General features: G+C 37.8%; 19 protein-coding genes, 1 tRNA gene and 1 pseudogene. 12 read left to right on the forward strand and 9 right to left on the reverse strand.

Annotated elements, in window-relative coordinates; genetic code table 11:
* Positions 1 to 4 precede the first annotated feature (4 nt).
* Positions 5 to 241, reverse strand: coding sequence for a 50S ribosomal protein L28 (rpmB, locus tag CVFO_RS06340; protein ID WP_201339225.1), 237 nt, complete (start codon positions 239 to 241; stop codon positions 5 to 7).
* Between the two features lie 123 nt (positions 242 to 364).
* On the opposite strand from rpmB, the gene CVFO_RS06345 reads away from it, so the two are divergent.
* Positions 365 to 454, forward strand: a tRNA-Ser gene (locus CVFO_RS06345).
* Between the two features lie 78 nt (positions 455 to 532).
* Here the strand turns inward: CVFO_RS06345 and CVFO_RS06350 are convergent.
* Positions 533 to 1,330: a tyrosine-type recombinase/integrase gene (locus tag CVFO_RS06350; RefSeq protein ID WP_201339226.1), complete on the reverse strand. Its 798-nt coding sequence runs from the start codon at positions 1,328 to 1,330 to the stop codon at positions 533 to 535.
* 484 nt (positions 1,331 to 1,814) lie between these two features.
* Between CVFO_RS06350 and CVFO_RS06355 the strand changes: the two genes are divergently transcribed.
* The 4 genes from CVFO_RS06355 (at position 1,815) to CVFO_RS06365 (ending at position 4,916) form a co-directional block, all read left to right on the forward strand.
* Positions 1,815 to 2,855 carry a RepB family plasmid replication initiator protein gene (locus CVFO_RS06355; RefSeq protein WP_201339227.1) on the forward strand — a complete coding sequence of 347 codons (1,041 nt, stop codon included), beginning with the start codon at positions 1,815 to 1,817 and terminating at the stop codon, positions 2,853 to 2,855.
* Between the two features lie 41 nt (positions 2,856 to 2,896).
* Entirely contained in the window at positions 2,897 to 3,124 is a 228-nt protein-coding gene (locus CVFO_RS08850; RefSeq protein WP_245394573.1) for a DNA adenine methylase, read from the forward strand.
* A gap of 41 nt (positions 3,125 to 3,165) precedes the next feature.
* On the forward strand, positions 3,166 to 3,624 hold the full coding sequence (locus CVFO_RS08855) for a DNA adenine methylase (RefSeq protein ID WP_225879359.1): 459 nt from the start codon (positions 3,166 to 3,168) through the stop codon (positions 3,622 to 3,624).
* Positions 3,625 to 4,166: 542 nt separating this feature from the next.
* A complete protein-coding gene (locus tag CVFO_RS06365; RefSeq protein WP_201339228.1) occupies positions 4,167 to 4,916 on the forward strand; it encodes a YagK/YfjJ domain-containing protein in 750 nt (249 codons plus the stop codon).
* A 435-nt stretch (positions 4,917 to 5,351) separates the two neighbouring features.
* Here the strand turns inward: CVFO_RS06365 and CVFO_RS06370 are convergent, their stop codons facing one another.
* Positions 5,352 to 5,681, reverse strand: coding sequence for a type II toxin-antitoxin system PemK/MazF family toxin (locus CVFO_RS06370; protein WP_201339229.1), 330 nt, complete (start codon positions 5,679 to 5,681; stop codon positions 5,352 to 5,354).
* Entirely contained in the window at positions 5,681 to 5,938 is a 258-nt protein-coding gene (locus CVFO_RS06375) for an AbrB/MazE/SpoVT family DNA-binding domain-containing protein (protein ID WP_201339230.1), read from the reverse strand. Before CVFO_RS06375 ends, CVFO_RS06370 begins: the two co-directional genes overlap by 1 nt.
* A 294-nt stretch (positions 5,939 to 6,232) precedes the next feature.
* Here CVFO_RS06375 and CVFO_RS06380 point away from each other — a divergent pair.
* A pseudogene (locus tag CVFO_RS06380) lies at positions 6,233 to 7,340 on the forward strand (IS3 family transposase).
* 281 nt (positions 7,341 to 7,621) lie between these two features.
* Here the strand turns inward: CVFO_RS06380 and CVFO_RS09240 are convergent.
* The 4 genes from CVFO_RS09240 to secA form a co-directional block, all read right to left on the reverse strand.
* Positions 7,622 to 7,789, reverse strand: a complete 168-nt coding sequence (locus CVFO_RS09240; protein ID WP_342591005.1) for a helix-turn-helix domain-containing protein — start codon at positions 7,787 to 7,789, stop codon at positions 7,622 to 7,624.
* 197 nt (positions 7,790 to 7,986) lie between these two features.
* Positions 7,987 to 9,015: a dihydroorotase gene (pyrC, locus tag CVFO_RS06390; RefSeq protein ID WP_201339231.1), complete on the reverse strand. Its 1,029-nt coding sequence runs from the start codon at positions 9,013 to 9,015 to the stop codon at positions 7,987 to 7,989.
* The gene (locus CVFO_RS06395; protein WP_201339232.1) at positions 9,005 to 10,063 is read right to left on the reverse strand and encodes an anhydro-N-acetylmuramic acid kinase; all 1,059 of its coding nucleotides are present in this window, start codon (positions 10,061 to 10,063) and stop codon (positions 9,005 to 9,007) included. Before CVFO_RS06395 ends, pyrC begins: the two co-directional genes overlap by 11 nt.
* Positions 10,056 to 12,734, reverse strand: coding sequence for a preprotein translocase subunit SecA (gene secA / locus CVFO_RS06400; protein ID WP_201339233.1), 2,679 nt, complete (start codon positions 12,732 to 12,734; stop codon positions 10,056 to 10,058). Before secA ends, CVFO_RS06395 begins: the two co-directional genes overlap by 8 nt.
* 52 nt (positions 12,735 to 12,786) lie before the next feature.
* On the opposite strand from secA, the gene CVFO_RS06405 reads away from it, so the two are divergent.
* The 6 genes from CVFO_RS06405 to CVFO_RS06430 all read left to right on the forward strand — a co-directional run bounded on the left by CVFO_RS06405 (position 12,787) and on the right by CVFO_RS06430 (position 16,973).
* Positions 12,787 to 13,092, forward strand: a complete 306-nt coding sequence (locus CVFO_RS06405; RefSeq protein ID WP_201339234.1) for a hypothetical protein — start codon at positions 12,787 to 12,789, stop codon at positions 13,090 to 13,092.
* A 103-nt stretch (positions 13,093 to 13,195) separates the two neighbouring features.
* Positions 13,196 to 13,792, forward strand: a complete 597-nt coding sequence (gene petA / locus CVFO_RS06410; protein ID WP_201339235.1) for a ubiquinol-cytochrome c reductase iron-sulfur subunit — start codon at positions 13,196 to 13,198, stop codon at positions 13,790 to 13,792.
* A 13-nt stretch (positions 13,793 to 13,805) separates the two neighbouring features.
* On the forward strand, positions 13,806 to 15,029 hold the full coding sequence (locus CVFO_RS06415; protein ID WP_201339236.1) for a cytochrome b: 1,224 nt from the start codon (positions 13,806 to 13,808) through the stop codon (positions 15,027 to 15,029).
* Between the two features lie 3 nt (positions 15,030 to 15,032).
* Positions 15,033 to 15,899 (forward strand): cytochrome c1, encoded by an 867-nt coding sequence (locus tag CVFO_RS06420; protein WP_201339237.1) that lies wholly within the window; start codon positions 15,033 to 15,035, stop codon positions 15,897 to 15,899.
* Between the two features lie 79 nt (positions 15,900 to 15,978).
* Entirely contained in the window at positions 15,979 to 16,608 is a 630-nt protein-coding gene (locus tag CVFO_RS06425; protein WP_201339238.1) for a glutathione S-transferase N-terminal domain-containing protein, read from the forward strand.
* A gap of 5 nt (positions 16,609 to 16,613) precedes the next feature.
* On the forward strand, positions 16,614 to 16,973 hold the full coding sequence (locus CVFO_RS06430; protein WP_225879237.1) for a ClpXP protease specificity-enhancing factor SspB: 360 nt from the start codon (positions 16,614 to 16,616) through the stop codon (positions 16,971 to 16,973).
* Here the strand turns inward: CVFO_RS06430 and bioD are convergent.
* Positions 16,970 to 17,611: a dethiobiotin synthase gene (gene bioD / locus CVFO_RS06435; protein ID WP_201339239.1), complete on the reverse strand. Its 642-nt coding sequence runs from the start codon at positions 17,609 to 17,611 to the stop codon at positions 16,970 to 16,972. The genes CVFO_RS06430 and bioD overlap by 4 nt on opposite strands.

The raw sequence follows: 17,611 nt of genomic DNA on the forward strand, positions 1-17,611 counted from the left end.
ACCCCTAAACCTTTTCGCCACGTGTACGAATTTCTGCTAATACAGTGTCAATACCTTTTTTGTCAATAATGCGCAATCCTTTCGCTGATAATTTTAACTTAACAAAACGATTCTCACTTCCCACCCAAAAACGGTGTGTATGAAGATTTGGATAAAAACGACGACGCGTTCTATTGTTCGCATAAGATACATTGTTACCACTCATTGGTCGCTTACCCGTAACCACACATACCTTCGCCATAACCCACCTATCAAAAAATCTAAAAGAAATGGATTATACTTAAAATTATTCAACTTTCAAAGCTAAATTATACAAAAACCCTATTTACTATTGCCTGAACAGACTGTATCATACTCTGACATTGGAGGGATGGCAGAGCGGCTGAATGCACCGGTCTTGAAAACCGGCAAGGGCTAATACCCTTCTAGGGTTCAAATCCCTATCCCTCCACCATATTATCATTATAAACATAGGCTTTTAAGCCTATTACCAAAAAACTTTAACCATATTTAAACCACATATATTTGGCAATTACTTTAATGTATCGTTTAAATGGTTAGGGCTAAGGTGTGCATAACGCATTGTCATAGCTAATGATGAATGCCCTAAAATCTTTTGAAGTGTTAAAACATCGCCACCGTTCATAATGAAGTGGCTGGCGAAAGTGTGCCGTAGAATATGAGTGCTTTGCCCTTGTATTTTTTTAATGCCTGCCCTTTTATACGCCAACGCAAAACCATTTTTTGATGGTTTTAGTGGTAATTCTAGTTTGTCCGCTAATTCTTTATGAATGGGTATGTATCGGTTTTTGCCACTTTTAGTGTTAAACAGGCTAATTTTGCCGTTTTTAAGGTGTTCAGGTTCTAGTGCCTTGGCTTCGCCCCAGCGTGTACCACAGTTAATACAAATTAACGCACATAGGTAGGTATCTTTGTGTGGTTTTAATTCTGCCAGTAGTTTTTTAATGTCGTCAGTATCGAGGTAGGACAATTCACGCTCTGGTATTTTGATTGTGCGTAGTTCACTCAGTGGGTTGTGGTAATCAATCTCACTAAGTCGCCTAAGTTCATTGCAAACGCTTGATAAATAACTCGTCATTGTCCACAAACACCCAAAGACCGTCCCTAAAGTCAATATCACCAGTATCCCCCAACCAGTATTACAATCTTTGTCGTTATAGGTTGGCTTCATACTATCGCCACTGGCACTAATGACCTTGAGACTATCCTCATAAGTGGTATTGTAGTATTGCTTTAATTTGTCAATATTTATCTGTATGTTCTCTATTACCCTTTCATCAAAGATTGTAATACCAGTGCCAGTCAGCATAATTTGGAAACGCTTTTGAAATTTTTTCTAATGTTTTTTTGCTAGGCTTTTCAATTACACCACTTTCATATTTTTTTATGATAAAAACAGTTAAAAAATCAACATCAAGGTCTTGCAATAATCCTTTCCTAGGATTTATTGCATTTGCTAAAAGCGTTGATAGTAAGGTAAGTAACGGTTTATCTGTATCTTGCTACCTTCCATCAACATTTGGCTACCTTTCATCAACATTTGACTACCCTTTCAAGTCTAAAAGTGTTGCTACAACAGGAAAAATAGGACAGCCCCTTAAACTACTAAAATTCCTTAAAAAATTAGTAGTAAACCTTAGGGTGATTTTATGAGCAATAAAAAAATACTAACATTAAATCATAAAGAAAGAGCATATTATCAAATCCTTATTTCATTTTGAAAAACCAATCACATCTTTGGTTATTAATTTAGGCATTCAAAAAGTAAGAAATTTGGAAAGCAAAAAGGTTCGGTGATTATTAGCAGAAGTGAAATTAAATCTTTGGCAACAGGAAAAGACTCGGTATTAGGAATTAATAAGCTGATAAAAAACCTTATCAAAGACATAGAGGATCATAATAATTTTGATTTTTATCACCCAAATTCAGGGCTGAAGAATACTAGACAAGTATTAACTAGAAGAACAGCAATAACAGATGATATGTTTGAAGATTTGCTTATTAAATTTGATGAAGATCTGTTTGAAACCTTTACCACTAAAAAGAATTACAGCATTCAATCAATTGAACAATTAAGAAAGTGTGGTACCAATCAAAGAACTAGACTTTATGAGCTCACTCAGCCCTATGCTCAACCTTATGAAAAATTAGATAAAGAGTCAAACACATGTTATAAATTAAGCGTCCAAGACATGAAGAATAATTTATGGATTGACAAGGATTCTTACTCAACACCAAAATCATTAACACTAAGAATTAAAAGATTATGCGAACAAATATCAAAAATTACCGATATAAATCTTACTGTAACACCAATAAAAATAAGCGGAAAAACAACCGAGTACCAGTTCCACTCTGAATTTAAAAAACAAAAAAACAGCACCAAAAAAATTGAAAGCACAAAAACAATTGATTCAAAACCAACAAGCATTCGCCAACAACTCACCATCTGGGGTGTAGGAAAAAAACAAATTGACACATGGCTGGCTAATCTAGGCAAAAAACAATCAACGATGCAATCAAGCAAACGCTCAACCGTCCAGAACGTAGAAGCAAGACATCTAATGCTGGCGGATATATTTATTCAATACTGGGTAAATGGCAAGCAACTTCAATTAACAACACAGATTAAGGCAGATGAAGTGCTAGATTGCCTCAAAAAGTTTGGGTTAAGTGCTGCTGATATTAAAAGCGCACAGGAGAAATTAAATAAATATAACGGCGCACTAACTGCCGTTGTTAATAAATGTTTACGAGAATTATCAAATGATGCTGCTGACACGGAAGACATGCGCCAGTTTTTTATTGATCAATTAGATGAGATAATGCACTAGAGAGAGGGCATTATATTGAGCCATACGCAGGAGGGTGCGGCTTGGCGCTTTCTTTATTATTTCAAGGATATGTCCACGAACTTCATTTAAACGATATTGACAAGTCTATATGGAGTTTTTGGAACGCCATTGTTAATAACACCGATAAGTTTGTTAGTACAATTGAAAACACGCCTATAGCAATGGAAGAATGGCACAAACAAAAGGACATTCAAAAGAATAGTAAGCGTGTTAGTAATTTTGACTTAGGGTTTTCTACATTTTTTTAAATAGAACAAATCGGTCTGGAATTATTTTAAAAGCTGGAGTAATTGGCGGTTTAAAACAAACCGGAAACTATAAATTAGATTGCCGATTTAACAAGCCTAAGCTAATAGAAAAAATTAGACGTATTGAAAAATACAAGCATCGGATACATTTGTACAATCAAGACGCTGTTAAATTCATGACTAACATGGATAAAACACTACCGAGCAACAGTATTTTTTGTATTGACCCTCCTTATTACAACAAAGGTTCGACTTTATATACCAACTTCTACCAACCAAAAGACCATGCAGAACTGTCTAACACCGTAATGAAATTAAAAACACCTTGGATTTTGACATATGACAATGCAAATGAAATACGTGAATTGTACAAAACACTAACACACTACAATTTTTATTTAAATTACAGTGCAGCACAAAAAAGAATTGGAACTGAGCTTTTTATTGCCAGCCCTAAAGTTAGAATAACAAGCGACTTAGGCTTAGAAAAAATTGCTTAAGAATAGAGTCTAAGTTTAGGTGTAACTGCTACATAATACCGGAAGGAAGCAAGGGCACATACCAGCAAACTGGCAAAAACAATCATACCTTAACAAAAAGAACTTCGCGTCTTAGATTGGATTTATGAGCAAACAATCAGGGGATTAACAGCAACCGCCTTTGATAGTTTCAGCCAGAACAAAGACACAAGCTTCAGGTCTCATGTTTCAGTACTTTGCCATAAATACGGGTTAGAAATACCACGTCAAATAGTCAAGAACTCCAATACAGGCAGTTATTATAAAAAGTATTGGCTCAGTGACATTGAGAAAGTCAAAACAATACTAAATAAATAACTGCTTGAGTAGTTGCGTTCACCAAATTAAGTGGGCGCGATTGTTTGTATTTTGGTGATGAAAATATCCCTAAAAAGCGAAAGCGGTTTTCCGAAAGCGGTTTTCAGACACGAAACCATTGGAAGTCTCTACTACTACAATAAAACCACTATTCAAAAATTGGTCATAAGGCGCGGTATTTTCTATTATCTAATAGAGCTTTACCAGTGAATAGAGTTAATAGAAAGTGTGTGGTTTTTGATGATAAGTTTCAATACAAAGATGAGACCATAATCATTCAACAAGGTAAGCAAGGTGCGTATGTGGAAATACTAAATTCCATGTTTGAACAATTTGATACAGCCCTGAACATCCATAAAAGAATATTGGTTCACCGTTTTGACTTACACCCTGCTTACAACACACCCACCAATGAGATTATTCACCCTGCTTACAACACACCCACCAATGAGATTATTCACCCTGCTTACAACACACCCACCAATGAGATTATTTCAAAGTTTATGGACAATTTAAAAAAATGGATTGGCAGACATTACGGCATTAAACATATTGGTTATGGCTGGGCAAGAGAACAAGAACGAGCCAAAAACCAACACTACCATTTAGTTCTTTTATTAGATGGCGATAAAATTCAACACCCAAAGAAGTTAAATGTTCAAATTATAGAAAAGTGGACACCATACGGACATTGCCCAGTAGTATTAAACCCTTACTATTTTGTAGATAAAAACAATCAAGCAAAAAGACTGGAAGCACTATACAGAGCCTCGTATCTTGCCAAGGTGAGGGGCAAAGGACATAGAGACAGCCAAAAACCAAAGATTATTCAGCAAGTAGGCTTAAAAGAAGCAAGGATATGTCTTATCTCTCTTAAAAAGGTCTTTAGACCCGCTCCGAGGTCTTTAGACCCGCTCCTGAGTCTCGGAACGAGAAAACAACCTCTAGGGCGTTAGATGTAGTGAGCATGTCTTTCAACTGAAGCATGCTCTTAATGAAAAAAGCTAAAGAATTGAAAGAGGAAAAAGACCTAGACCAATTGTAGTGTTATAGATTTAACGGTCGAATTTATCAAGCCTTAAAGCAGAGGCACTTTGAATAAAGTGAGTAGTAAAGTGCGTAGTATTTTTTAACGATAATTTTTTATCTATAAATATCAATTACTTATAAGCTAAATTACATTCCCTATCCCTCCACCATTATTCTCACCATCTCATGCACAAAACACACACTACTCACTAAGTGTCGCGACGTTGTCGCTGTTCGTGCCATCAGAATAACTTTGATAGCATTTATAATTCTTTATTTTGAGGTTAATTTAGCTTATGTTTGACAGTGTTCATCTACTGCCTACTTTGAAAGGTACGGTTAGATAATTTTAAAAAACCGCTTCAATACGCAAACATTTCTTGTAAACACTGGCATAAAATTTGCTGAGTTGTTTGATTAATGACACCTAATTTTTTAATCAGTCTTGACTTGTCAATCGCTCTCATTTGGTCTATTAAAATTAGACCCTTCTTTTCCTGAAATTTTACGGATACTCGGCAAGGGTACTCAAACCCTTTAGTTGTCATTGGAGCAATAATAATCGTTGATAAGGCTGAAAGTTCATTTGGTGAAACCACAACACAAGGCCTAGTTTTATTAATTTCTCTACCTTTTGTTGGGTTAAGACTAACCAGCCACACGTCAAATCTATTAACTGTTTTATCGTTCACTATTCTAGGTCACTATCGTCAACCAAAGTAGCGTCCAACCATTCACTATCAATTTGCTCCTTGCCGAATAATTTTATATGGTTTTTTATACTTTCTTGCCAGCCATCTCTAGCTGTTATACTTTTATGAGGTTTTATTAATAATCCCTCATTTACTACTTTTAGCTCAAGTTCAAGACCACTTAAATGTGCCTGTTCTATAATTGGCTTAGGAATTCTAATACCCTGTGAGTTGCCAATTTGAATTAAATATGTCATTATATTTCTCTCTTAATAAATATTTCTTATGTAATTATAACGTAATTACTTTTATTAATAAGTGCACTCGAAAATTAGGAAACGGTATCAGGGATGACAAACAACACTCTATGTTAAAATTCATATCTTTTGCAATAGTCTAATTTTATTGGACACAAAGATAGCCTTATAATACAAACCATAAGGAGGTCAGTAATGACACAATATAAATCAAGAAAACAACGAGTGACTTTTACCGTTGAACATTCTGTTCAATACCCCCTTGAGGGGGGAACACTAGATTATGCCAAACTCATGGTGCATGAGAATTACACCAATAAAAAAAATCATGATAATATCAGGAGCTTGCTCCTCAGCAGTTAGCAGATGGAGAAAACAATACCTAGCAGAGCTTGGTGGACAAACACCAGAGTCAGGCAAAGCGCTGACTTCTGAACAACAAACAATACAACTGCTTGAGAAACAACTTTGGCGCGCACAAAGGGACAATGAAATCTTAAAAAAGGCAACAGCCTTGTTCGCTGTGGACAATCACCAAGTGATATGATTATCAAGATAAACAAGGCTTGCCAACAATACAATACTAAAGAATTATGAGCATTACTCAAACTTCCTCGCAGTAGTTATTACTATCAAGTCAAAGATAAGCGAGTAAACAACAACACCAACGCTATGATTAAATTAATCAAACAAACTGCTATTGAAGTTGGATACACCTATGGCAAACGCAGAATGCGAGTAGTTTTGAATAACCAAGGTTATAACATTGGTATTTACCAAACTGCAACGCTAATGAAAAAAGCCAATGTAGTTGCCATACGCCCAAGAAAGCGTCATTATTACCCTAATACTAGATTGATGTTTAAAAAGGCAAAAAACCTATTAAATCGTGTGTTTGAGCAGCAATCAATTAATACGCATTGGGTTGGTGATATTACCTATATCAAAACCTATCAAGGTGGGAGTTATTTAGCCAGTGTGTTGGATTTAGGCTCAAGACAAGTTGTTGGTTGGGCATTGTCAAAACAGCCTAATGCTCAGTTGGCAAAGGATGCGCTTAGTAATGCTGGTGTCTAGACACCAGCCCAATACAAATAAACACATGTTTCACTCTGATCAAGGGACTCAATACTCTTCTAAAGTTTTTATTGATTATTGCAACAAGAACAACATTACTCAAAGCATGAGCAGGCGAGGTAATTGTTGGGATAATGCGGTCATGGAGCGTTTCTTTAGAAGTCTGAAGACTGAGAGATTAAATTATCAAAGTTTTGCAAATCATAGTGAAGTCGTGCAAAATGTAGAGGGTTATATCTACTTGTATAATTACAAAAGGATTCATTCAGCGATTGGGTATTTAACACCTGCTCAAAAGATGGCTGAATTGAAAAAAGCGGCTTGAAATGTGTCCAAGTAGGTTAGAGCATTGCAATATTTTGGCAGTATCATTTTAAGATTACTTCCAATTAATTTATAGTACTTTATATGCTGTAACGCCCTATAAAACAATCCTTTATTTTACATTACTTATTTTGCAAGTCAAGAAATTAAAGCATTCGCTTGTCTTCTTAGTTGTTATACTAAAGTTTTCGTCTATCAAGTTGAACAAGTAAATCAATGACTTGATGAGGGTCAATTTCTAAAGCTTTGCAATATTCAATTACCGCTACAATGTCTAAGCGTCTATCGTCCTGTTTCAACTTTACTAATAAGAGAGCGGGGTACTTGTAACCTTGCTGCTAAGGCTCTTTGAGACAAGCCTAACTTATCATCTCTTTGCTTAAGCCAAAACTGACGTAAAGCAGTATGCACCTTGGAATGAACTGACTGTCTAAGTTTAATGTGTTTCATTATTCCTATTTTAGAAACAATATATAATGCGCCTATTCTAGGAGCAAACAAAACAACACAAAATGAAAACACATAAGCACAATCCACTAATGGCAGTTGGCCTGTCTGGTGCTAGTGCTGGTATTATTCACGACTCGAAAAAGCCAAGAAAAAAAGAAAAAGGGCGTTAAAAGAAGGGTGCCACTCTTGGCTTTACTTTAAATAAGTTTCCAACTAAGTATTTTGGTTGCCATAAATGGCACAATATCGCTATGAGCAAAAGGATAGCTTGCTGGTACAGTCCAATCTTGCTTTTTGAGTGTAATGGTCTGTGTATTATGAGGCAAGTTATAAAAATCTGCACCGAATTTTGAGGCAAACCCTTCCAACTTATCTAGTGCATTTTGGTGTTCAAAAACCGTCGCATAAAGTTCAATGGCGCAATGTGCGGTAAAAATACCAGCACAACCGCGGACAGATTCTTTATCCGTCTTAGCATGTGGCGCAGAATCTGTACCTAAGAAAAATTTAGTATTGCCACTGGTTGCAGCGTCTAATAGTGCCAATTGATGCGGATTTTTACGCTTTAAGACTGGTAAACAAAAGTAATGTGGCTTGATACCACCTACCAACATATCGTTCCTATTGGCCAAAAGATGGTGTGGTGTAATAGTTGCTGCTATTTTATGATGACTTGCCAAAACAAAATCAACAGCGTCTTTAGTGGTAATGTGTTCAAACACGACTTTCAACTCAGGAAAATTACTCACCACTCGAGTCAACACCTCATCAATAAACACCGCCTCGCGGTCGAAAATATCCACCTCGCTACGCGTTACTTCACCGTGCACCAAAAATGGCATGCCTAATTTTTGCATACTCTCCAGCGTTGGATACAGTTTGGCAATATCAGTCACGCCACTATCTGAATTGGTCGTTGTCCCTGCAGGATACAACTTAGTTGCTACAACGCCATTATCAATCGCCTCTTGAATATCTTTAGGCGTGGTGTTGTCGGTCAAATATAAGACCATCAATGGATTAAATTTGCTGCCTTTTGGCAAAGCAGATAAAATTTCTTCTTTATAAGCACGCGCCTGAGTAGCGTTAGTCACAGGCGGGTTTAAATTAGGCATAATAATTGCTCTGCCCATTTGCGCCGCCGTCATGCCAATAATTGATTTTAATGCTGCGCCTGAGCGCACGTGTAAATGCCAGTCATCCGGCTGAATCATTTTAAATTGCATAAATCGCTCCTAGCACTCTTTCACCCTTAGCGCCTGTTACTGATGGTAAATTTGACGGCAGACCTGCTAAAGTTCGTTGGGCAAAAAAACCAAATGCAGTAGCTTCTACATAATCCACAAATACGCCCAAATCATTAGTCAGTGTAACCTTGTTATCAGGGTTTTGACAAGCCAAACGCTCAAACAAAAATAAATTGTGTACACCACCACCACACAAATATACATCTACACCTAAGGGAATGTTTGCAGAAATGCTCATTACTGTGAGCTCTATTAGAGTTCTTTGCACATCTTCAGGTGGCTCAGTGCCATTTAAATGTTGCGATAACCAGTCTAAATTAAAATATTCTGGGCCTGTGCTTTTAGGGTGTTCTTGATGGAAATAATCATCTGAAAGCATTGAGTTTAATAAGGATTGATTCACTAACCCAGAACGCGACCAAATACCGTCTCGATCATAATCTAATCCTTTGTTCTTTTTTATCCAGTTGTCTAGTAATGTATTAGCAGGACCTGTGTCAAACCCGATTACCTCGCCATTAAAGCTGTGGGTGATATTAGCAATGCCACCCAAATTAATAATGACACCGTCTTTGCCACTAAGCATGTGCTGATGATAAAGCGGTGTGAGTGGCGCACCTTGCCCACCAGCAGCCACATCTTGCATACGAAAATCAGCCACTGTGGTAATACTCGTCTGCTCAGCAATCAATGCACCGTGGCCAATTTGCATTGAATACTTGCTACCTTGGTGGAAAATGCTTTGCCCATGTGAGCCGATTGCTTTAATATTCTTTGCCTCAAGCCCCGCTTGTTGCAATAATAAATGTACTGTGTCAGCAAAGTAACCCGCCACTTGAATGTCAATATTAGCCAGGTTTTCTAATGAGGTTTTTGAATTTTGGGTAAGCTCTAATAGGCTTTGTTTTAGCTTGTCAGAGTAGGGTAGATAGGCTTGAGTTAATATTTTCCTGCCCGTCTCATCGATAATAACGCCATCAACGCCATCAAGACTGGTGCCTGACATTAAGCCAATGTAGTTAGCCATGACACTTTTTATATTTTTTGCCTGAGCCACAAGGGCAGGGGTCGTTTCGCCCTACTTTTTTCTCTTCTCTTTGGTATGTGTTTTGTTGGGCGGTCTCTACTTCGGCATCATCAACACCCAACGTTCCAACTTCTTCATGCTGAGCCTGCGCACCTTCATTGTTTTGCTGTTCAACATCTGAGGCGTCAGTATTTTCATTAATGGTGACGCTTGATAGAGATTTAACAATTTCAATATTAATGGTGTCTAGCAGCGAGGTAAACATAGCAAACGATTCGCGCTTATATTCTTGCGTTGGGTTTTTTTGCGCATAACCACGTAGATTAACACTTTGGCGTAAATAATCCATGGCTGCCAAATGCTCTTTCCAATAGTGATCGAGGGTCTGCAACATAACTGCTTTTTCAAATTCACGCATAGGCTCAGTACCAACCATGTCTTCTTTGTGGTCACAAATTGTGCTGAGTCCTTGGATAATTCTTGATTGCAATTCATCAATATCAATACCCTCATCAAGCCATTGTTGTAATGGAAAATCGGCTGAATAGTCTGATTTTAGTGCATTATGCAAGCCTTCAACATCCCAATCCTCTTCCATCAATTCGGCTGAAATATAGTCTGCAAAAAGCTGCTCAATAACTTTTTCTCTAATACTGATAAAATGGTCTTGAACATCGCTAACACTCATCAAATCATCACGTAACTTATAGATAACTTTTCTTTGGTCATTGGCATCATCATCATATTCTAAAAGGTGTTTACGTGCATCATAGTTCATACCTTCTACTTTTCTTTGGGCATTTTCAATGGCTCGATTGACCATTTTGTGCTCAATCGCCTCGCCTTTTTCCATGCCCAATCTTTGCATCATAGAGGCCATTTTTTCGCTGGCAAAAATACGCATTAAATTATCTTCTAACGACAAATAAAAACGCGTTGAACCCACATCCCCCTGACGTGCAGAACGACCTCGTAATTGATTATCCACTCGGCGTGACTCGTTACGCTCTGTGCCTACAATATGCAAACCACCTGCCTTAATAACGTCATCATGCTGAATTTGCCAATCGATTTTTTGCTTATCCGTTGCCTCTTCAGGCAACTTACCACCGAGCACAATATCCGTACCTCGACCTGCCATATTGGTCGCAATGGTCACTGCACCAATACTACCGGCATTGGCAATAATAACTGCCTCTCGTTCGTGTTGTTTGGCATTTAAAACTTCGTGTTTAATGTTATTTTTTTCTAATAAGGCGGAAATTAATTCTGAATTTTCAATACTACTAGTGCCCACCAAAACTGGCTGTCCAGTTTGCTGACAATTAGCAACATCAAGCGCAATGGCTTCAAATTTTTCTTGCGTTGTTAAATAAATTTGGTCTGATTTGTCTGCGCGTGCAGACGGCTTGTTAGGTGGAACAACCACAGTTTCCAGTCCGTAAATATCTTGAAATTCTACAGCTTCAGTATCGGCAGTGCCTGTCATGCCTGAAAGTGTTGCGTAAAGTCTAAAATAGTTTTGAAAAGTAATTGAGGCGAGCGTTTGGTTTTCCTTTTTAATGCTCACCCCTTCTTTGGCTTCAATGGCCTGATGTAGCCCTTCTGACCAACGACGACCTGGCATAGTCCTGCCAGTAAATTCATCAACAATCACAACCTCGTCATCTTGCACAATATAGTCCACATCTTTTTGGAATAAAATATGTGCACGTAATGCTGAGTTAATATGCTGCATTAGCAAAATATTGTTCGCATCATAAAGACTAGCACCCTCTGGTAAGGCATCAGCATCAATTAACAAACGCTCGGCTTTGCCGTGGCCATCGTCAGTCAAAAATACTTGCTTGTGCTTTTCATCAACGGTGTAATCACCTGCCACTTCGATGACTATTTCCTTGCCTTCGCCACTTTCTGTCTGCTTGGTAAAATTAGGAATCATATGATTAATGGCCTGATAAATTTGCGCATAATCATCTGCTGGGCCAGAAATAATCAAAGGCGTTCTAGCCTCGTCAATTAAAATCGAATCCACCTCGTCCACAATGGCAAAATTAAGCACGCGTTGCACTTTTTGCTCAGAAGTAAATGCCATATTGTCACGAAGATAATCAAAACCTAGCTCATTATTAGTTGCATAGGCAATGTCACACAGATAAGCGGCTTGCTTATCTTCATGTGCCATATTTGAGGTAATAATGCCTACGCTCATGCCTAAAAAATCAAACACCTTACCCATCCACTGCGCATCACGAGTTGCTAAGTAATCATTCACAGTAACTATGTGTACGCCTTTGCCACTAAGCGCATTAAGATAAGCAGGCAAAGTTGCCACTAAAGTTTTACCTTCGCCTGTACCCATCTCTGCGATGTTGCCATCATTAAGCACCATACCGCCAATGAGTTGCACATCATGGTGTCTAAGGCCTAGTACACGTATTGATGCTTCGCGAATTACGGCAAATGCCTCAACAAGGATTGAATCTAGGGGTTCTTGATTGTTAATTCTGTCTTTAAATTCTTGGGTTTTAGACTTAAGTTGCTCGTCACTAAGCGCTTGCATGTTTGGTTCTAATTCAGTAATTTGACCAACAGTTTTGTATAATACCTTGATGAGTCGATCGTTTCTAGAACCAACAATCTTTGATAAAACTTTATTTATAATACTCATATAGAATATATTTAAATTAATTTAAAAAACCTATTTTCTCATAGATATATAAATGTGTCAGTATAAAACCCTAACAAATCTTGCAAGTTTTACACCCAGTGGTCAACTTGGTCAACTATTTACCCAAGCAAAGGCCTATAACCAAATCAATATTGATCTTGCTAAGCTTTTACCGAGCACATTAAAACCACTTGAATTGTGCTTAATTAAGAACAATACAGCAATATTAATAACTCACAATCAAGCCATTGCCTTTAGAGCTCAAAAGCAATTAGTGACATTGCTAGAACTTTTGATACAAATACCAGCGCTTGAGTCTATAACACACATAGAAATCAAAATTAATATCAACAAATAGCGCTCATAACAATTATCTATTACATAAAGCTGATATACATTATAATGATTGGGGTCTAAAATTAGATTTTATTTCGAATTTTCAAAATAAAGGATTGAGCCCTATGTCAGAACAAGAGATAGACTTAAAGAAAAGGCGTTTTTTAACGGGCGCTACAAGCGTGGTTGGTGCGGTAGGTGTTGGTTTTGTACTGGTGCCCTTTTTATCATCATGGATGCCTTCAGCAAGAGCAAAAGCTGCTGGTGCGCCCGTTGATGTTGATATTAGCAAGTTAGACAATGGACAATTGGTTAGAGTTCTATGGCGGAAAAAGCCCGTTTGGATTTTTAAGCGTGACAAAATAACCATTGAAAATTTAAGCACGCTGGACAGTGTCTTAACCGACCCTGATAGTAATGAGCTCTCTCAACAACCAGAATACGCTAAAAATCTTTATCGCTCAATCAATCCTGATATTGCCGTTATTGTTGGCGTTTGCACCCATTTAGGCTGTTCGCCAACCTATAGACCTGAACTGGGTGCTGCCGATCTTGGTGGAGATTCATGGAAAGGTGGTTTTTACTGCCCTTGCCATGGCTCTAAGTTTGACTTAGCAGGCAGAGTTTATGCGGGCGTTCCAGCACCAACAAATTTGGTCATTCCGCCTTATCATTTTGTCGCCGATTCTCTCATTCGAATTGGCATTGACCCAAAAGCATAATCAGGAGAATAGGATGGATAACAACAAAAACTGGATTGATCAAAGATTCCCACTAACCAAAGTTTGGAACGAGCATTTAGCAGAATATTACACCCCTAGAAATTTTAATTTTTGGTATTTTTTTGGCTCGTTAGCCATGCTGGTATTGGTCATGCAGATTGTAACAGGCATTTTCTTAACTATGCATTTTAAGCCTGATGCGGCGTATGCCTTTGCTTCAGTTGAATACATTATGCGTGATGTTGACTGGGGTTGGCTCATTCGCTACCTACACTCAACAGGCGCCTCTGCTTTTTTTATTGTTATTTATTTACACATGTATCGTGGCTTGCTTTATGGTTCATATAAAGCCCCACGTGAGTTGATTTGGATTTTAGGCATGGTGCTATATATTGCATTAATGGCGGAAGCCTTTATGGGCTATGTATTGCCGTGGGGACAAATGTCATATTGGGGTGCACAAGTTATTATCTCTTTATTTGGCTCAGTGCCTGTATTTGGTCCAGACATCCTAACTTTTATCTTAGGTGACTATGCGGTTGGCGACCCTGCTCTAAACCGCTTCTTTTCATTACACGTGATTGCTTTACCGTTGATTTTAGTTATTTTGGTGTTTTTGCACATTGTGGCATTACACACAGTAGGCTCAAACAATCCAGACGGGATAGAAATCAAGAAAAATAAAGACAAAGATGGCACTCCTAAAGATGGCATTCCGTTTCACCCATACTATAGTGTTAAGGATATTGTGGGCGTGGTGGTATTTTTAATGATTTTCTCAGCTGTTGTGTTTTTCGCTCCAGCAATGAATGGCTACTTCTTAGAAAATGCCAATTTTATTGAGGCAAACCCACTTAAAACACCTGATCATATTGCACCACTTTGGTACTTAACGCCTTTTTACTCAGTATTAAGAGCTATTCCACCCATGTTCGGTTCACAATTCCCAGGCGTTGTTGGTATGTTTGCAGCACTATTAATTTTAATTGCACTACCGTGGTTAGACAGATCTAGCGTAAAGTCAATCCGCTATCGCTCATGGCCTTATAAAGTCGCCCTAGGGATTTTTGTGATTAGTTTTGTCGCACTTGGCTACTTAGGTATGCAGCCAGTAACACCCATTAATGTGCTACTAGCAAGAGTATTTACAGTCACTTATTTTGGATTCTTTATCTTAATGCCTTGGTTTACCTCCATTGGAAAAACCAAACCAGTGCCAACAAGAGTAACGGAGTAAATGATGAAAAAACAATTACACACAGCACTAGTAGCAGTTGCGATTTTAACTTTCTCTTTTAATGTATTCGCATCAACTGAAGTTCATCTAGATTATGCTAATACTGACATCAATGATAAAAAATCGTTGCAAAGAGGTGCAAAGTTATTTATGAATTACTGCTCCGGTTGTCATTCAATCTGGTTCATGCGCTACAATCGTATTGGAAAGGACTTATTCTTAGATGGTATCATTGCCGCTTATGAGAAAGCAAAAGTGGCTGCATTAAGTAATCAGCCGCTAGAACATGGCGACTTTGTAGCTCTTTCAAGGGCGTTTGATAATGAAATCACTAATCTCGACCAAGCTAAAAGTTTTTTTGCAAAAATTTCTAAAGAAGAAATTGAAAAGAACTTAATAAAAGCCACTGATAAAGAGGTGGAAAAAAACCTAATATTTACCGATGAAAAAGTAGGCTCACTAATCACTTCAGCCATGCCTGTTTCTGATGCCAATCAATGGTTTGGCAACAACCCGGACTTATCTTTAGTGTCACGCTCAAAGGGCGTAGATTGGATATACTCTTACTTACGGGGGTTTTATAAAGACGATTCACGTGTGTTTGGTGTAAACAACCATATATTAGAAAACGCCTCCATGCCAGATGTTCTATGGCAGTTAAAACAAGACAAATCTAGCAAAGAATTTGATCAAGATATCAGAAATATTACCAACTTCTTGGACTATGTTGGTGAGCCAGCTAAGCTAGTACGATTTGACCTTGGCATTAAAGTATTAGGCTTTTTGTTCATCTTGTTCATTTTTGCCTACTTGCTGAAAAAAGAATACTGGAAAGATGTTAAATACGGCAAATGGCGTGCTAAAGACTAATTTCTAATACAAGTAAAGTTCACTCTATAAAACAGCGTTTTTAAAAACGCTGTTTTTATTATTTTTAAAGGTAATCATTATGTTAACAAAACCTAATCCCGCTTCAACAACGCTTTATTCTTCACCGCAAGACATGGAATCCCATGCAGTGCGTTTCATCATGGCTGAGAAAAATATTGAAAGAGAAGTGTTAAATTTAAAGCTTGAGGAAATCCCTGAAGAAATTCTAGAGCTTAACCCGTGCCAATCATTGCCCACTTTGTTTGACAGAGGGATTGTTTTATACGACCTTTCAGTGGTAATGGAATACCTTGATGAGCGCTTCCCATTTCCGCCATTATTACCCGTGGATCCGATTGAAAAATCAGAAAAAAGATTGCTTATCTTTAGATTTACCAGAGCGCCTGGTTGTTGGTTTGAATTGGTAAACACCATTGAATCGGGTAGCAAGAAAGACGCTAATGAGGCGCGCAAAATCCTAAAGAGCAATCTGATTGAATTGGTACCTTTATTTGCTTATAAACCCTTCTTTAAGAGCGACGATATGACCATTGTTGATGCTTGCCTAGGCGCTTTATTATGGCGGTTAAAAAAGCTTGATATTAAGCTAGGCGCACCAGGAAAAGCCGTTACAGGTTATGCAAATAGACTTTTTGCCAGGGATAGCTTTAAAGCAAGCCTAACCGACTGCGAAAAAGAATATAACTAAAAACAATGGTTGTGCCTTCTGTAGCACCCTACTTAATCAGAGCCTATCACGCATGGATGGAAGACACTGAGCTAACCCCTCACATATTAGTCGACTGTACCTACTCGGGCGTGGTTGTGCCAAAGCAATTCATTCAACAAGACAAAATTGTTCTAAATATTGCTAGCAATGCAACTCATGACTTAGTTATCAATAATAACAATCTTAGCTTTAAAGCAAGGTTTTCTAATAAATCAGTTGATATCTTTGTACCTATCAATGCGGTTGCTAGCATTTATGCGGGTGAAAATGGTGAAGGTATGTTTTTTGAAGTTGGAACTAAAACAACCGAAGAAAAAAAACCAAACTTAACACTGCTTGACTAAAGTCCTAATAGGGCTTTCTCAACTTGGCTTTCAAACACTGCTAAATCATCTTGATTAAACACATTGATATCAATATCCGTATACTGAGCGATTGCTTGTGCATTTTTTAACAAATTAGGCTGAATTTGATTCAACATCAACATACTTATATTAAGCCCACAACGCTGAGCTGCGTTAATACTAAGCAATGCTTGATTAACTGCACCTAGCTCATCTTTGACCACCAGCACCACTGGCATATCAAGTGCTTGAATTAAATCACTGTTTAATGCTTGTGTCGCTATTGGAGAAAGCAACCCGCCAGTCCCTTCAACAATAACAAACTCATCTGCCATACAAGCATCAACCAAATCATCTAAGATAAGTTTTAATCCCAGGGCTTGGCTTGCCATTTGCGCACTACTACACGCCTCAAACTTATATCGGCACACCTTGTCGATTGGCTCATTAGTATTACAAGCCTTGGATAATAACAAGGCATCCTTTGGTATTAACCGCCCATTTTTATTTTCACAATCGCTTTCAACTGGCTTTCTAACACTCACTTTTCGAGTATTTGCTAATAACCTAATCAAATGTTGGGCAATAAATGTTTTACCAACATTGGTACCACTACCACTAATGAATAATCCTTTCAT

The sequence above is a fragment of the Isorropodon fossajaponicum endosymbiont JTNG4 genome (assembly GCF_016592615.1).
GTDB lineage: Bacteria > Pseudomonadota > Gammaproteobacteria > PS1 > Pseudothioglobaceae > Ruthia.

Bases quoted from the DNA above. Each gene is read 5' to 3' on its own strand.
- rpmB (WP_201339225.1), bottom strand. From the start codon at position 241: ATGGCGAAGGTATGTGTGGTTACGGGTAAGCGACCAATGAGTGGTAAC.
- CVFO_RS06350 (WP_201339226.1), bottom strand. From the start codon at position 1,330: ATGCTGACTGGCACTGGTATTACAATCTTTGATGAAAGGGTAATAGAG.
- CVFO_RS06375 (WP_201339230.1), bottom strand. From the start codon at position 5,938: ATGACATATTTAATTCAAATTGGCAACTCACAGGGTATTAGAATTCCT.
- CVFO_RS09240 (WP_342591005.1), bottom strand. From the start codon at position 7,789: ATGAAACACATTAAACTTAGACAGTCAGTTCATTCCAAGGTGCATACT.
- pyrC (WP_201339231.1), bottom strand. From the start codon at position 9,015: ATGCAATTTAAAATGATTCAGCCGGATGACTGGCATTTACACGTGCGC.
- CVFO_RS06395 (WP_201339232.1), bottom strand. From the start codon at position 10,063: ATGGCTAACTACATTGGCTTAATGTCAGGCACCAGTCTTGATGGCGTT.
- secA (WP_201339233.1), bottom strand. From the start codon at position 12,734: ATGAGTATTATAAATAAAGTTTTATCAAAGATTGTTGGTTCTAGAAAC.
- CVFO_RS06405 (WP_201339234.1), top strand. From the start codon at position 12,787: ATGTGTCAGTATAAAACCCTAACAAATCTTGCAAGTTTTACACCCAGT.
- petA (WP_201339235.1), top strand. From the start codon at position 13,196: ATGTCAGAACAAGAGATAGACTTAAAGAAAAGGCGTTTTTTAACGGGC.
- CVFO_RS06415 (WP_201339236.1), top strand. From the start codon at position 13,806: ATGGATAACAACAAAAACTGGATTGATCAAAGATTCCCACTAACCAAA.
- CVFO_RS06420 (WP_201339237.1), top strand. From the start codon at position 15,033: ATGAAAAAACAATTACACACAGCACTAGTAGCAGTTGCGATTTTAACT.
- CVFO_RS06425 (WP_201339238.1), top strand. From the start codon at position 15,979: ATGTTAACAAAACCTAATCCCGCTTCAACAACGCTTTATTCTTCACCG.
- CVFO_RS06430 (WP_225879237.1), top strand. From the start codon at position 16,614: ATGGTTGTGCCTTCTGTAGCACCCTACTTAATCAGAGCCTATCACGCA.
- bioD (WP_201339239.1), bottom strand. From the start codon at position 17,611: ATGAAAGGATTATTCATTAGTGGTAGTGGTACCAATGTTGGTAAAACA.